This window comes from Rhodoferax sp. (genome assembly GCF_023700745.1).
Lineage (GTDB): Bacteria > Pseudomonadota > Gammaproteobacteria > Burkholderiales > Burkholderiaceae_C > Rhodoferax.
The window spans coordinates 145,769-158,958 of the sequence record NZ_JAMPYG010000001.1; the positions used below are offsets into that span (position 1 = coordinate 145,769).

Below are 13,190 nucleotides of genomic sequence, written 5' to 3' on the forward strand. Positions count from 1 at the left end.
GCTCCTGGTGTCAAGTACCTGAGGATGACTGCATCATCTGATGGCTGACGCCAAGCATTCTTCGACTCAGAGCCAGCCTGTTGCAACGCTGACGCGTTTGCATGGCTGGCTGTTGTTGGTCTGGTTTGCTGCATCTTTTGGCATTGTTTTTTTTGCCCACGATTTGACGCTCATTGTGGCTGGCTGGCCAGTTTCCTACTGGTTTGCAGCGCAGGGGAGTGTGCTCGTTTTTATTGGCATTGTTGCTGTTTTTGCCTGGGTAGCCAATCGCCAGGAAGGGCCTGTTCCTGAGGTACCTTCGGCAATCAAGGCCTATAACTACCGTATACACCGCCGTTTTGGCATGTTTGTGGTGCTGCTCATCATGTTCATCCTGGCCCTGACCCTGGCTGAGCAGGGTGGGTTACGGAAAATCTGGGTGGGGGCCATATTTCTCTTCGCTACGGTATTCCTGTATGCGTTGATTGGCATTTACGGTCGTACTTCCAACGCTGCGGAATATTACGTGGCGGGGCGGCGTATCCCGGCCATATATAACGGCATGGCAGTGGCTGCTGACTGGATGAGTGCTGCCTCTTTCATCAGCATGGCGGGTGGGCTCTATCTTCAGGGCTTCTCTGGATCAGGTACCCATGCTGGGGGACTGGTTTATGTGCTGGGCTGGACCGGTGGATTTTGTTTGTTGGCGCTATTTGTTGCGCCTTACCTGAGGCAATTGAATCTCTACACCCTGCCAGAGTATTTTGATCATCGTTTTGGTGGTCGCTGGCCCCGCATCATTGCAGCTTGGTCTGCGGTCTTGTGTTCCTTTATTTATGTTGTAGCTCAAATTTATGGCGTCGGCCTAATTACCTCCCGCCTGACTGGTGTCCAGTTTGAGATTGGCATCCTGTTGGGTTTGGGGGGGGTATTGGTTTGTTCATTTTTGGGTGGCATGCGTGCGGTCACATGGACGCAGGTCACGCAGTACGTGGTGTTGATTCTGGCATTTTTGATCCCGGTTTCCTGGCTTGCCTACAAACAGTTGGGTAATCCGGTGGCTGCAGTTGTATATGGCCAGCAACTGCCAAAAATTACAGAACTTGAAATGCATTTGAAGAATGCACCGCAGGAGCAGCAGGTCATCGAGGAATATTTGCGGCGCGCACGCGACTATGAGCGCAAACTTGCACAATTGCCCGGCTCTCTGGAACAGGAAAAAAGAGTTCAAAAAGAGCGCGTTCAAAGTTTGTTGCTGGCACGCGCTGAAGAGTCGGAGATTGTGGCGGCCAGACGTCTTTTAGCCGCTCTGCCGCGTGATGAAGCTGCTGCCCGTGAGCGCTGGACCCGGGCCAGACAGGAAAATATGGCGCGTGCCCAGCCTTTGGCTGGTATGCCTGCACATACCCGGCCTTTCGCTGGTGACCCAGGTGGCACACCTGATGAGCAACAGATGTTTGATGTGTCACGCCGCAATTTTTTAGCCCTCATGTTTTGTCTCATGATTGGGACTGCCGGTTTACCGCATTTGTTGACGCGGTTTTACACCACGCGCACGGTGGCTGAAGCCAGGAATTCAGTCACCTGGTCACTGTTTTTTATTGCACTGTTGTACCTCTCTGCGCCGGCCTTGGCCGTCTTGGTGAAATATGAAGTCATGAGCCAGCTGGTGGGCATGCGCTTTGATGATTTGCCGGTCTGGATTGCGCAATGGATCAAGCTTGATCCCGCCCTGATTTCAGTAAGTGACATCAATGGTGATCGCATCCTCCAGTTTGCAGAGCTCAAACTGGGGCCTGATATCGTCATGTTGGCTACTCCTGAATTGGGCGGTCTGCCTTATGTGGTGTCGGGTTTGGTGGCTGCGGGTGGTTTGGCAGCAGCTTTGTCCACAGCGGATGGCCTGCTGCTGACTATTGGTAATGCGTTGGCCCATGATCTCTTTTATTGGAAAAATACTGACCGTGCCGGAACAGTCCGGCGTGTGATGCTGTCAAAATTTGCGCTCTTGCTGGTGGCCTTGATCGCTGCGTATGTTGCGGCTCAACGCCCGGCGGATATCTTGTTTCTGGTTTCAGCCTCTTTTTCACTGGCTGGTTCAGCCTTTGTTCCCGTCATGATTCTGGGTATTTTCTGGACTGGGGTGACGCGTTTTGCAGCTGTGGCCGGTATGTTGGCAGGTTTGTTGTTAACGCTTTATTACATGCTGATCAATATGATCCCGGTCAGAACGTTGCTGTCTTTAGAGGGCTCCGGCCTCTGGTTTGAGATAGATCCTGTCTCCGCCGGCGTCTTCGGTGTTGGTGCGGGATTGCTGGTGACAATTGTCCTGAGCTGGCTGACACGTGGCTCCGCTGCCAGATAAACCAGGGCTGACGATAATCAGCTATAATTTCATGTTACCTTACCGCACCTCAATTAGACGCTGAGGGCGGTTTTTTGCCTCCAAAGAGGTTTATCCAGAAGGAGTTTCAATGCGTCATTATGAAATTATCCTCATGATTCATCCGGATCAGAGCGAGCAAGTTCCAGCCATGCTGGAACGTTACAAGGGCATGATTGTTGCCGGCGGTGGCAAAGTGCACCGTGTCGAGGACTGGGGCCGTCGCCAGTTGGTCTATCTGATCAACAAATTGGCTAAAGCTCATTACCTGTGCGTCAATATTGAAGCCGACCAGGCGGTCATGGCTGAACTTGAGCATGCCTTCAAGTTCAATGATGCCGTGTTGCGTCATTTGACCGTTCTGAAGAAAAAGGCTGAAACCGGCCCGTCTTCCATGATGAAGACCGTTGAGCGGGAAGATGCCCGCAAAACGCAACAAGCCGAATACCAGGCTTGAATTTCCTGAGTGACAACACCTGCTGAGAACGCTGTCGTTAATCAATTTGTTTTGACGGCGAAAATTGTCGAATCCAGCACCATGCGTTATACGCCCTCTGGTGTGCCGGCTTTAAATTGTCTGTTGGAGCATGCCTCTGAAGCAGTTGAAGCCAGTCAGACAAGACAAGTCAAAGCATTGCTGAAGTCTGTGTCATTTGGTTCTGTGGCCGAACGTTTGGCTCAACAGGAAATTGGAAGCAGTTGGCTCTTCAAGGGTTTTTTGGCTTCCCCGCGTGGCACAAAGCAACTGGTGTTTCATGTTCAAGAATTTACTCAAAGTTAAAGTTTTTTAAAAATTAAGGAGTCCATCATGGCCGGACCAAAACGTTTCAATAACAAAGACAAGCGCCCCAAGCGCCCCGCACAAAATCTGCTTTTCAAACGCAAGCGCTTTTGCCGTTTCACGGTGACTGGTGTGGAAGAGATTGATTACAAGGACATCGATACCCTGCGTGATTTCATTGCTGAAAATGGCAAGATCATCCCCGCCCGTTTGACGGGTACACGCGCTATTTTCCAGCGCCAACTCAACACGGCTATCAAGCGCGCCCGCTTTTTGGCGATGTTGCCTTACAGCGACCAGCACAAGATCTAAGGACCACAACCATGCAAATCATTCTGCTCGACAAGGTGGTGAACCTTGGTAACCTGGGTGAAATTGTCCGTGTTAAAGACGGATATGCCCGCAACTTCCTGATCCCTTCTGGTCGCGCCCGTCGCGCCACCGAGTCTGCCAAGCAAGAGTTTGAAGCACGCCGTGCCGAACTCGAAAAAGCCGCTGCAGCCAAATTGACCGAGTGTCAGGCTATCGGTGAAAAGCTGGCCGGTTTTACCTGCAAGCTGACCCAAAAGGCAGGTGTGGATGGCCGCCTGTTTGGTTCTGTGACTAACGCTGATATTGCAGAAGAGCTGACAAAGTCAGGCTTTGCTGTCGCCAAGTCCCAAGTTCGCATGCCTAATGGGCCGATCAAGACGGTCAGTGACAGCACGGTCAGTGTGGCGCTGCACACGGACGTGGTGGTTGACATCACCGTTTCGGTTTACGGCGAAACTGCCTGATACCGGTGTATTCAAAAAAAACCGCCAGTGTTACCACTGGCGGTTTTTTTTTGCTTGATTTGCCGGAATGGATGCGGGCTGCTATGAAGTTGCTGTCAGGCCTTTGAACAGCATGTAGGTAGCCAGAAGATACAAAATGCTGGCAAAGATGCGTTTGAGGCGTTTCACCGGAAGCTTGTGGGCTGCCTTGGCCCCCAATGGCGCAGTCAATACACTGCAACAGGCAATCACAAGCAAACCCGGCAACCAGATATAACCCATCGAGTAAGCCGGTAAATGCGCGAGCTTCAATCCGCTCACAATGTAGCCTGCAGTGTTGGCCAGGGCGATGGGAAACCCCAGCGCGGCAGAAGTGGCAACGGCGTTGTGGATCGATACATTCACCCAAGTCATGAACGGCACGCTGATAAAGCCACCGCCGGCACCTACCAGTCCGGAGAAAAAACCGATCACTGAACCGGCACCGAGCAAGCCGGCCGTCCCAGGAACATCCCGACTTGGCGGTGGTTTTTTATCCAGAAACATCTGTGTCGCAGAAAATCCGACGAACAGTGCAAACAAGATGGCCAGTAAGGAGCCTTTGAGGAGGGCAAAAACCCCAACGCTGGCCAGCATGCCGCCCAGAACAATGCCGGGTACCAATTTCTGCACCAGATCCCAGCGCACCGCCCTCCGTTTGTGATGGGCGCGAACACTGGAGATGGACGTGAAGACTATGGTCGCCATTGAGGTGGCAATGGCCATCTTGATGGTCAGCTCAGGCGCTACGCCACGGTTGGTCAGGATGATGCTAACGAATGGCACCATGATCATGCCGCCACCAATGCCCAGGAGCCCAGCCAGAAAACCTGTACACAAGCCGAGTGTCGCTAATTCAGCAATTAAAAGGGGTTCAAGGAGCATGGGGGAACGCAGTGAGTAGGGTGCCTGCGCATGTCACCGGATCCGCATCCTGAACCGGGGTTCAGGTGGGCGAGGTCAGTCTGTGTCTTGGGTTCATCTGACGCGAGACGATCACGCTGACAAGACAATATTCCAAGCCCGAGCTCTAAGAGCATTGGTTCAAGGAAATATAAAACCCGGCATACACGGCAGGCCAATTGATTGTAGTGTTGTCAGGGCTTGTCGTGGCAAGAAACTCATGAAAATGATGGATCGATCAAGGTCGTGCAATCAGTACGTATATTTCATTGACCTTGATCATGCCGAGCTCCATGCGCGCCTTTTCCTCAACCATTTCAAGTCCTTCTTTCAAATCTCGGACTTCTGCAGCGAGTTGCTGGTTGGTCTGAGCCGCTTGTTGGTTAAGCTCGGCCTGCGCCTTGAGTTGCGTCTGCAATTGGGTCACGTTGGGAATGCTGCCGCGCCCCCACCACAACTGCCCGTGCAGTATCACGAGCAGCGCAATCAGGGAGAGCATCACCGAACGTGAGCCCATGGCAGGCTTTAGCGAAGGTTGTAAAAGGCGGAACGGCCGGGGTAGCTGGCAATCTCACCCAGGTCTTCTTCAATGCGCAGCAACTGGTTGTATTTGGCCATACGGTCGGAACGGCTGAGTGAGCCCGTTTTGATTTGCAGTGCATTGGTACCCACAGCGATGTCGGCAATGGTGGCGTCTTCGGTTTCACCTGAGCGGTGACTGATGACTGCCGTGTAACCTGCCTTTTTGGCCATTTCGATGGCAGCAAAGGTTTCGGTCAGGGTACCAATCTGATTGATCTTGATCAGGATCGAATTGGCGATGCCTTTGTCAATACCTTCCTTGAAGATTTTAGTGTTGGTGACAAACAGGTCGTCACCCACAATTTGCACCTGTTTGCCCAGTCGATCGGTCAAGATCTTCCAGCCGTCCCAATCACCCTCGGCCATGCCGTCTTCGATACTGATGATCGGGTATTTGTCAACCCAGGTGGCCAGCATGTCGGTCCAGGCTTGCGCGCTCAACACCAGACCTTCGCCCTTGAGGTGGTACTGGCCGTCTTTGTAAAACTCGCTGGCGGCGCAATCCAGGCCAATGGCAATCTGCTCACCTGCGGTGTAACCCGCCTTGTCGATCGCCTGCAAGATCAACTGGATGGCGGCTTCATGGTTTTCCACGCTGGGAGTAAAACCACCTTCGTCACCCACGGCTGTGCTCATGCCTTTTTCGTCAATGATTTTCTTCAGGGCATGGAACACTTCAGCACCGTAGCGCAGGGCTTCGCGAAAACTGGGCGCGCCCAGCGGAATGATCATGAATTCCTGCAGGTCGAGGCTGTTATTGGCGTGGGCACCACCGTTAATGACGTTCATCATGGGCACAGGCAATTGCATGCCACCCATGCCGCCGAAGTAGCGGTAAAGGGGCAAGCCGGATTCTTCGGCGGCAGCGCGTGCTACCGCCATGGACACGGCCAGCATGGCGTTGGCGCCCAGCCGGCTTTTGTTCTCTGTGCCATCCAGCTCAATGAGGGTTTTGTCCAGAAAGGCTTGTTCGGATGCATCCAGCCCGAGCACGGCCTCCGAAATTTCGGTGTTGATGTACTCGACAGCTTTGAGAACGCCTTTACCCAGGTAGCGGGTTTTGTCGCCATCACGTAGTTCGATGGCTTCGCGGCTGCCAGTGGAGGCACCAGACGGTACCGCAGCGCGGCCCATGGTACCGGACTCCAGCAACACATCGCACTCGACCGTGGGATTGCCGCGGGAGTCCAGAATTTCACGACCGACGATATCTACGATTGCACTCATGGGTTTCTTTCTTTAAAAAACAAGGTTCAAGTGGACAACAGCTTGCGCAATGTGCTCAGGCCGCAAAATGATTCTCAAGAAATCCGTGCCGCTTGGTCACTTGGTCCAGTGCCAACAGGGTTTCAAGCAAGGCTTTCATGTGTTTGAGCGGCACGGCGTTGGGGCCGTCGCTCAGCGCTTTGGATGGATCCGGGTGCGTCTCCATAAACAGACCCGCCACACCCACAGCAACGGCCGCGCGCGCCAGCACGGGAACCATCTCGCGCTGGCCGCCGCTGCTGGCGCCCTGGCCACCGGGCAATTGCACCGAGTGGGTGGCATCGAACACCACGGGCGCACCGGTGTCGCGCATGATCGCCAGCGAGCGCATGTCGCTCACCAGGTTGTTGTAGCCAAAGCTGACGCCGCGTTCGCAGGCCATGAAATTGTCTTCAGGCAGTCCTTTTTCACGCGCAGCCGCGCGGGCCTTGTCGATCACATTCTTCATGTCACCAGGCGCCAGAAACTGTCCTTTTTTGATGTTGACAGGCTTGCCGGACTGCGCCACAGCGCGGATAAAGTCAGTCTGGCGGCACAAAAAAGCCGGGGTTTGCAGCACATCGACCACGGCCGCTACCTGGGCAATCTGGTCTTCCGAGTGAATGTCGGTGAGCACAGGCAGCTTGAGTTCACGTTTGACTTTGGTCAGAATTTCAAGGCCCTTGTCGATGCCAGGGCCGCGAAACGTGCTGCCACTTGAGCGGTTGGCCTTGTCAAAGCTGCTTTTGAAAATAAAGGGAATGCCGAGACTTGTCGTGATTTCCTTCAGGGTGCCAGCAGTGTCCATCTGTAATTGCTCGGACTCGATGACACAGGGTCCGGCAATCAGAAAAAACGGCTGTTGCAAGCCAACGTCAAAACCACAGAGTTTCATCAGGCCACCGCCTTCAGCTTGCTGGAACTGTCCTGATGTTCCAGGGCCGCCCGTATAAAGGCATTGAAAAGGGGATGACCATCCCACGGGGTGGACTTGAACTCGGGGTGAAATTGCACCCCCATATACCAGGGATGGATGTCTTGCGGCAGTTCCACGATTTCGGTCAGGTGCTCGCGCTGTGTCAGGGCTGATATCACCAGGCCGGCCTGGCGCAAGGTGTCGAGGTAATTCACATTGGCTTCGTAGCGATGGCGATGGCGCTCGGTCACCACATCACCATAGATTTTGTGGGCCAGCGTGCCTTTGGCAACGTCAGAACTTTGCGCCCCCAGGCGCATGGTGCCACCCAGGTCGGAATCTTCGTTGCGCGTCTTGATGCTCCCGTCCGCATCTTTCCACTCGGTGATCAGGGCAATGACCGGCTCGGGGGTACCGGGGTTGAATTCGGTGCTGTTGGCCTCTTTGAGGCCGGCCACGTGGCGCGCAAACTCAATGGTGGCAACCTGCATACCCAAACAGATGCCCAGATAGGGCACCTTGTTTTCACGGGCAAAGCGGGCCGCACATATTTTGCCTTCAACGCCGCGAATGCCAAACCCGCCCGGCACCAGAATCGCATCGAATTTGGCCAGTTGTGCCAAGTTGCCTGGGGTGATGGTTTCCGAATCGAGATAGTCGATCTTGATGCGCACATGATTCTTCATGCCGGCATGTCGCAGCGCTTCGTTGAGCGATTTGTAGCTGTCGCTCAACTCCACATATTTGCCGACCATGACAATGTTGACATCGCCTTTCGGATGGGCGGTTTCATACACAAGATCGTCCCAGCGTTTGAGATTGGCCGGTGGCGTATTCAGGCGCAGCTTGTCACAGATCAGACCATCCAGACCTTGTTCATGCAACATGCGTGGCACCTTGTAGATGGTGTCCACGTCCCACATGGAGATCACACCCCACAACGGCACGTTGGAGAACAGTGAAATTTTCTGCCGTTCTTCTTCAGGAATGGGGCGGTCAGCACGGCATAGCAGGGCGTCGGCCTGGATGCCGATTTCACGCAATTGCTTGGCGGTGTGTTGTGTCGGTTTGGTTTTGAGTTCACCGGCTGCGGCAATCCAGGGTACATAACTCAAATGTACGAAAGCGCTGTTGTTGGGGCCGAGTTGCAGACTGAGCTGGCGTACCGCCTCCAGAAAGGGCAATGACTCAATGTCACCCACGGTACCGCCAATTTCGACAATGGCCACATCGACCGCTTCAGGGGTGCCAAAACCGGCACCACGCTTGATAAAGTCCTGAATTTCATTGGTCACGTGGGGGATGACCTGCACCGTTTTGCCCAGGTAGTCACCCCGGCGCTCTTTTTCGAGCACGCTTTTGTAGATTTGACCGGTGGTGAAATTGTTGGCTTTCTTCATGCGCGTTTCAATGAAACGCTCATAGTGCCCCAGATCAAGATCAGTTTCGGCGCCATCGTCCGTTACAAACACCTCGCCATGCTGGAATGGCGACATGGTACCGGGGTCCACATTCAGATAAGGGTCGAGTTTGATGAGGGTGACTTTGAGGCCGCGCGATTCGAGAATCGCAGCCAGGGAAGCGGAGGCAATCCCCTTGCCAAGGGATGACACTACACCGCCGGTGACGAAGACAAATTTGGTCATGTCAGAGTGAGCTATGAACTCTGGAAGCTGGTAAAAAGAGATTATAGGGGCCGCCTCCATACCTTCTTCATGGTCTGTTACATTGCGACGCATGAAAGATTTAGCTGGAAAACACATTGTTTTGGGCCTCTCGGGCGGCATTGCCTGCTACAAATCGGCCGAATTGTGCCGTTTGCTGATCAAAGCCGGTGCGACTGTGCAGGTGGTCATGACGCAGGCGGCCGAGCAGTTCATGACCCCGATCACCATGCAGGCCCTGAGCCAACGTCCGGTCTACGGCTCGCAATGGGACACCCGTGCCGCCAACAACATGGCACACATCAACCTGACAAGGGAAGCTGATGTCTGTTTGCTCGCACCTGCCAGTGCCGACCTCATTGCCAAGCTGGCACAGGGCCAGGCCGATGACTTGTTAAGTTTGATGTGTCTGGCACGTCCCGCAGACAGGGTGCCTCTGTTGATCGCGCCGGCCATGAACCGCGAAATGTGGGAACATCCCGCGACCCGGCGCAATGTGGCGCAGATCAGCGCTGATGGCGCTCTGGTGCTAGGGGTGGGCCACGGCGACCAGGCCTGCGGTGAGATGGGTGATGGCCGTATGCTGGAACCTATGGAACTGCAGGACGAGTTGATCGCTTTTTTTCAACCCAAAGTGCTCACCGGTCAGCATGTGCTGGTGACGGCGGGCCCCACTTTTGAGGCCATTGACCCGGTGCGTGGCATCACCAATTTATCGAGCGGCAAGATGGGCTTTGCCATTGCCCGCGCTGCACGCGAAGCCGGTGCCGAGGTGACCCTGGTGGCAGGGCCGGTGAGCCTGCCAACGCCGCGTGGTGTCAGCCGGATCAATGTGACTTCTGCGCTGGACATGTTGGCAGCCGTGACGGCACATGCGCCCCAGGCCACGGTCTTTGTTGCCACCTCGGCGGTGGCAGACTGGCGACCCGCCAGCGCCGCTACGTCCAAAATCAAGAAAGACGGCAGCGGTCAGCCGCCGGAATTGCAGTTTGTTGAAAACCCTGACATTCTGGCGACTCTGGCACAGTCCGAACGGGGCCGCAGCCGCGCGCTGTACTGTGTGGGGTTTGCTGCCGAAAGCCACGACCTGCTGGCCAATGCCCAGACCAAACGGCTGCGCAAGGGGGTGCCGCTACTGGTCGGCAACATTGGGCCGGATGCTTTTGGCCAGGATGACAACGCCTTGTTGCTGGTCGATGAATCCGGTACCCGCGAGCTGTCGCGCGACGCCAAACTTTCGCTGGCACGCAAACTCATTGCTGAAATTGCCCTGCATCTGGGTGCTGGAACCTCCTCATGATGAAAATTGATGTGAAAGTGATCGATCCGCGCATGGCAAACCTGCTGCCTGCCTATGCCACGCCCGGCAGTGCGGGCCTGGATTTGCGCGCCTGTCTGGAAGCCCCCTTGACGTTGGCGGCCAATGCCTGGCAACTGGTGCCCACAGGAATTGCAATTTATTTGCAGAACCCCGGTTTTGCCGCCATGATCCTGCCTCGCTCTGGCCTGGGTCACAAGCATGGCATCGTGCTGGGCAATCTGGTGGGTTTGATCGACAGCGATTACCAGGGGCAGTTGATGGTGAGCGCCTGGAACCGCAGCGATGTCGCGTTCACCATCGAACCCATGGAGCGCATTGCGCAGCTGGTGATCGTGCCGGTGGTGCAGGCGCAGTTCAATGTGGTGACCGAGTTTCCGGCCAGCGTGCGCGGTGAAGGCGGTTACGGTTCGACCGGCAAAGCCTGAGCCGTCAAAAAAACCTACTGCAGCAAATCGTTGCCTGGTGCCAGGTTGTGCATCGGTGTGATCTTGAAAAAACCCGTCCCCGCACTGCCGCAGCCAATTTCGGCTTCTGTGGCCTCACGTATCCCGCGCACCTGTATCGTTAAATGCAGCGCAATTCCGGCGAGCGGATGGTTGCCGTCCAGCACCACGTGCTCGGGATAAATGTCGGTCACGGTGTAGAGCACGTCTTGCGGCATTTCAGGGGTACAGCCCGCGGGCAGGGCGGTGCCCTCGAACGTCATGCCTTCTTCCAGTTCGGGCGGAAAAAGTTTGCGGGGTTCCATAAAAATCAGTTGGTCGTTGAATTCGCCAAAGCCCTGCTCGGGTTCGATATGCAGATTCAACGTGGCTCCGACTGTGTGGCCTTGCAGCGCGGTTTCGATGACTTCAAACAAATCATCGCCCCCCACCAAAAATTCAACCGGCTCATCGAGCACGTCCAGTTCCTCACCCAAAGAGTCCTTGAGTGTCCAAGTTAAAGCGACGACGCATTGTTGTGTGATTTCCATACGAGAATTGTCGCAGACAAAACCTCAACGGAGAACCCAATGGATGTAACCCAGGCGCTGCCATTATTAGGCGGTATCAGTCCTCAAGTGTTCATGAAACGCTACTGGCAAAAAAAGCCTTTGCTGGTCAGGCAGGCCGTTCCGGGCTTCAAACCCCTGCTGGACCGCGCACAACTCTTTGAACTGGCAGCCAATGAAGATGCCCAGACCCGCATGGTGATCCAGGAGCCCGGTTCGAAACCCGGGTGGCGCTTCAAGCATGGGCCGTTTCAGCGCCGTGCCTTGCCTCCCTTGAAACAGCCGGGTTGGACGATATTGGTGCAGGGTGTCGATTTACACCATGAGCGCGTGCATGATTTGATGAACCAGTTTCGTTTTGTGCCGGATGCCCGTCTGGACGACCTGATGATCAGCTATGCCAGCGATGGCGGTGGCGTGGGGCCGCACTTTGACAGTTATGACGTTTTTTTGCTACAGGCGCAGGGCAAAAGGCGCTGGCGCATTGGCCGTCAGAAAGACCTGAGTTTGCAGCCTGATGTCCCTTTGAAAATTCTGGCCCATTTTGAGCCTGAAGTGGAATACGTGCTGGAGCCGGGTGACCTGCTGTATTTGCCTCCGCGTTATGCCCATGATGGCATTGCTGAAGGTGAATGCATGACCTATTCCATTGGTTTCCGCATTCCGAACCGGGCCGAGCTGGCGCGTGAACTGCTGCAACGTCTGGCCGAAGAGGCGGAGGAGGCAGTGGGGGTACGTTTGTACCGCGATCCAGATCAGCTCGCCGTGGACCAACCCGCTGAAATTCCGGCCAGGATGCTGGAATTTGCCCAGGATGCGCTGCAAGCGGCCTTGCAGGATAGTCAAGCACTGGCACGCGGATTGGGTGAATACATGACTGAACCCAAGCCCAATGTCTGGTTTGAAGCGCGTGCCGAGTCGGCTGATGATACGAAGGCCTTGAAAGCACAGGGGATCCGTCTGGACCGACGTACCCGCATGATGTTTGATGCACACCATATTTTCATCAATGGCGAAAGCTTCAGTGCTTCGGGCGGTGATGCCACCTTGATGCGCGCTTTGGCAAATGCCCGCTATTTGACGGGGCGGGATGTGGCCAAGCTCAGTGCGCAAGCGCTTGTTTTGTTAACTTCATGGTGTTCTGCCGGTTGGCTGGAGGCGCAATCTGAAGCTACGTTACGAATGTAATAGATTGTTGCAAACATATATTGAGTTATCAGTCAAGCGTAAAAACCAGTAGTTCCAAACTATAATTTGCCTCCAAGCCGGTTGAAATTCAATTCACCGGCCTGGTTTTGTGGGGCACCACAAATCAATTTCCGGAAATTGTTTTTTTATCAGGTACTACATATGAATAAATCTCTCGTTTTGATCGCTGTGATCGCTGCTGCTGCTCTGGCTGCCTGTGGCAAAAAAGAAGAAGCGCCTGCACCTGCACCCGCTCCGGCTGTTGAAGCTGCTCCTGCAGCCCCTGCAGCTCCTGCCGTTGTAGCTGCTCCTGCAGCCTCTGAAGCTGCTGCTCCTGCAGCTGCTGCTCCTGCTTCTGAAGAAGTCAAGAAATAATTCACCGCAATTTTTCTTTAAAAGCCACCTTCGGGTGGCTTTTTTATTGAGGCTTGACAGCTGGATCA

General features: G+C 54.7%; 15 protein-coding genes. 9 read left to right on the forward strand and 6 right to left on the reverse strand.

Translation table 11 applies throughout. The features are described 5' to 3' along the window. The first annotated feature begins 40 nt into the window (after window positions 1–40). The 5 genes from NDJ10_RS00710 (at window position 41) to rplI (ending at window position 3,919) form a co-directional block, all read left to right on the forward strand. A complete protein-coding gene (locus NDJ10_RS00710; RefSeq protein ID WP_296159121.1) occupies window positions 41–2,344 on the forward strand; it encodes a VC_2705 family sodium/solute symporter in 2,304 nt (767 codons plus the stop codon). Between the two features lie 109 nt (window positions 2,345–2,453). After that, the gene (gene rpsF, locus NDJ10_RS00715; RefSeq protein WP_296159122.1) at window positions 2,454–2,819 is read left to right on the forward strand and encodes a 30S ribosomal protein S6; all 366 of its coding nucleotides are present in this window, start codon (window positions 2,454–2,456) and stop codon (window positions 2,817–2,819) included. 9 nt (window positions 2,820–2,828) lie between these two features. Then, window positions 2,829–3,143: a primosomal replication protein N gene (gene priB, locus NDJ10_RS00720; RefSeq protein WP_296159123.1), complete on the forward strand. Its 315-nt coding sequence runs from the start codon at window positions 2,829–2,831 to the stop codon at window positions 3,141–3,143. A gap of 27 nt (window positions 3,144–3,170) precedes the next feature. After that, window positions 3,171–3,455 (forward strand): 30S ribosomal protein S18, encoded by a 285-nt coding sequence (gene rpsR / locus NDJ10_RS00725; RefSeq protein WP_011464487.1) that lies wholly within the window; start codon window positions 3,171–3,173, stop codon window positions 3,453–3,455. 11 nt (window positions 3,456–3,466) lie between these two features. After that, on the forward strand, window positions 3,467–3,919 hold the full coding sequence (gene rplI, locus NDJ10_RS00730; protein WP_296159125.1) for a 50S ribosomal protein L9: 453 nt from the start codon (window positions 3,467–3,469) through the stop codon (window positions 3,917–3,919). Between the two features lie 81 nt (window positions 3,920–4,000). On the opposite strand, the gene NDJ10_RS00735 is transcribed toward rplI, so the two are convergent. The 5 genes from NDJ10_RS00735 to NDJ10_RS00755 all read right to left on the reverse strand — a co-directional run bounded on the left by NDJ10_RS00735 (window position 4,001) and on the right by NDJ10_RS00755 (window position 9,229). Next, window positions 4,001–4,822, reverse strand: coding sequence for a sulfite exporter TauE/SafE family protein (locus tag NDJ10_RS00735; RefSeq protein ID WP_296159127.1), 822 nt, complete (start codon window positions 4,820–4,822; stop codon window positions 4,001–4,003). A 256-nt stretch (window positions 4,823–5,078) separates the two neighbouring features. After that, window positions 5,079–5,357 (reverse strand): septum formation initiator family protein, encoded by a 279-nt coding sequence (locus tag NDJ10_RS00740; RefSeq protein ID WP_296159128.1) that lies wholly within the window; start codon window positions 5,355–5,357, stop codon window positions 5,079–5,081. Between the two features lie 8 nt (window positions 5,358–5,365). After that, complete coding sequence (gene eno, locus NDJ10_RS00745; protein WP_296159129.1) at window positions 5,366–6,649, reverse strand: phosphopyruvate hydratase; 1,284 nt, start codon at window positions 6,647–6,649, stop codon at window positions 5,366–5,368. A gap of 55 nt (window positions 6,650–6,704) precedes the next feature. Further along, window positions 6,705–7,562, reverse strand: a complete 858-nt coding sequence (gene kdsA / locus NDJ10_RS00750) for a 3-deoxy-8-phosphooctulonate synthase (RefSeq protein WP_296159130.1) — start codon at window positions 7,560–7,562, stop codon at window positions 6,705–6,707. Next, window positions 7,562–9,229, reverse strand: a complete 1,668-nt coding sequence (locus NDJ10_RS00755; RefSeq protein WP_296159131.1) for a CTP synthase — start codon at window positions 9,227–9,229, stop codon at window positions 7,562–7,564. Before NDJ10_RS00755 ends, kdsA begins: the two co-directional genes overlap by 1 nt. Window positions 9,230–9,320: 91 nt before the next feature. Between NDJ10_RS00755 and coaBC the strand changes: the two genes are divergently transcribed. Beyond that, complete coding sequence (gene coaBC, locus NDJ10_RS00760; RefSeq protein WP_296159132.1) at window positions 9,321–10,547, forward strand: bifunctional phosphopantothenoylcysteine decarboxylase/phosphopantothenate--cysteine ligase CoaBC; 1,227 nt, start codon at window positions 9,321–9,323, stop codon at window positions 10,545–10,547. After that, window positions 10,547–10,993 (forward strand): dUTP diphosphatase, encoded by a 447-nt coding sequence (gene dut / locus NDJ10_RS00765; RefSeq protein ID WP_296159411.1) that lies wholly within the window; start codon window positions 10,547–10,549, stop codon window positions 10,991–10,993. Before coaBC ends, dut begins: the two co-directional genes overlap by 1 nt. A gap of 14 nt (window positions 10,994–11,007) precedes the next feature. On the opposite strand, the gene NDJ10_RS00770 is transcribed toward dut, so the two are convergent. Next, window positions 11,008–11,541 carry an FKBP-type peptidyl-prolyl cis-trans isomerase gene (locus NDJ10_RS00770; RefSeq protein WP_296159134.1) on the reverse strand — a complete coding sequence of 178 codons (534 nt, stop codon included), beginning with the start codon at window positions 11,539–11,541 and terminating at the stop codon, window positions 11,008–11,010. Window positions 11,542–11,580: 39 nt separating this feature from the next. Here NDJ10_RS00770 and NDJ10_RS00775 point away from each other — a divergent pair, with 39 nt between their 5' ends. Beyond that, window positions 11,581–12,747 (forward strand): cupin domain-containing protein, encoded by a 1,167-nt coding sequence (locus NDJ10_RS00775; protein ID WP_296159135.1) that lies wholly within the window; start codon window positions 11,581–11,583, stop codon window positions 12,745–12,747. An 81-nt stretch (window positions 12,748–12,828) separates the two neighbouring features. Beyond that, window positions 12,829–13,122, forward strand: coding sequence for a hypothetical protein (locus tag NDJ10_RS00780; protein WP_296159136.1), 294 nt, complete (start codon window positions 12,829–12,831; stop codon window positions 13,120–13,122). Window positions 13,123–13,190: the final 68 nt, after the last annotated feature.

Excerpts from the sequence above, each read along its gene's own strand:
- rpsR (WP_011464487.1), top strand. The coding sequence starts at position 3,171 with ATGGCCGGACCAAAACGTTTCAATAACAAAGACAAGCGCCCCAAGCGC.
- NDJ10_RS00770 (WP_296159134.1), bottom strand. The coding sequence starts at position 11,541 with ATGGAAATCACACAACAATGCGTCGTCGCTTTAACTTGGACACTCAAG.
- NDJ10_RS00775 (WP_296159135.1), top strand. The coding sequence starts at position 11,581 with ATGGATGTAACCCAGGCGCTGCCATTATTAGGCGGTATCAGTCCTCAA.
- eno (WP_296159129.1), bottom strand. The coding sequence starts at position 6,649 with ATGAGTGCAATCGTAGATATCGTCGGTCGTGAAATTCTGGACTCCCGC.
- rpsF (WP_296159122.1), top strand. The coding sequence starts at position 2,454 with ATGCGTCATTATGAAATTATCCTCATGATTCATCCGGATCAGAGCGAG.
- rplI (WP_296159125.1), top strand. The coding sequence starts at position 3,467 with ATGCAAATCATTCTGCTCGACAAGGTGGTGAACCTTGGTAACCTGGGT.
- kdsA (WP_296159130.1), bottom strand. The coding sequence starts at position 7,562 with ATGAAACTCTGTGGTTTTGACGTTGGCTTGCAACAGCCGTTTTTTCTG.
- coaBC (WP_296159132.1), top strand. The coding sequence starts at position 9,321 with ATGAAAGATTTAGCTGGAAAACACATTGTTTTGGGCCTCTCGGGCGGC.
- NDJ10_RS00735 (WP_296159127.1), bottom strand. The coding sequence starts at position 4,822 with ATGCTCCTTGAACCCCTTTTAATTGCTGAATTAGCGACACTCGGCTTG.
- dut (WP_296159411.1), top strand. The coding sequence starts at position 10,547 with ATGAAAATTGATGTGAAAGTGATCGATCCGCGCATGGCAAACCTGCTG.
- NDJ10_RS00740 (WP_296159128.1), bottom strand. The coding sequence starts at position 5,357 with ATGGGCTCACGTTCGGTGATGCTCTCCCTGATTGCGCTGCTCGTGATA.
- NDJ10_RS00710 (WP_296159121.1), top strand. The coding sequence starts at position 41 with ATGGCTGACGCCAAGCATTCTTCGACTCAGAGCCAGCCTGTTGCAACG.
- NDJ10_RS00755 (WP_296159131.1), bottom strand. The coding sequence starts at position 9,229 with ATGACCAAATTTGTCTTCGTCACCGGCGGTGTAGTGTCATCCCTTGGC.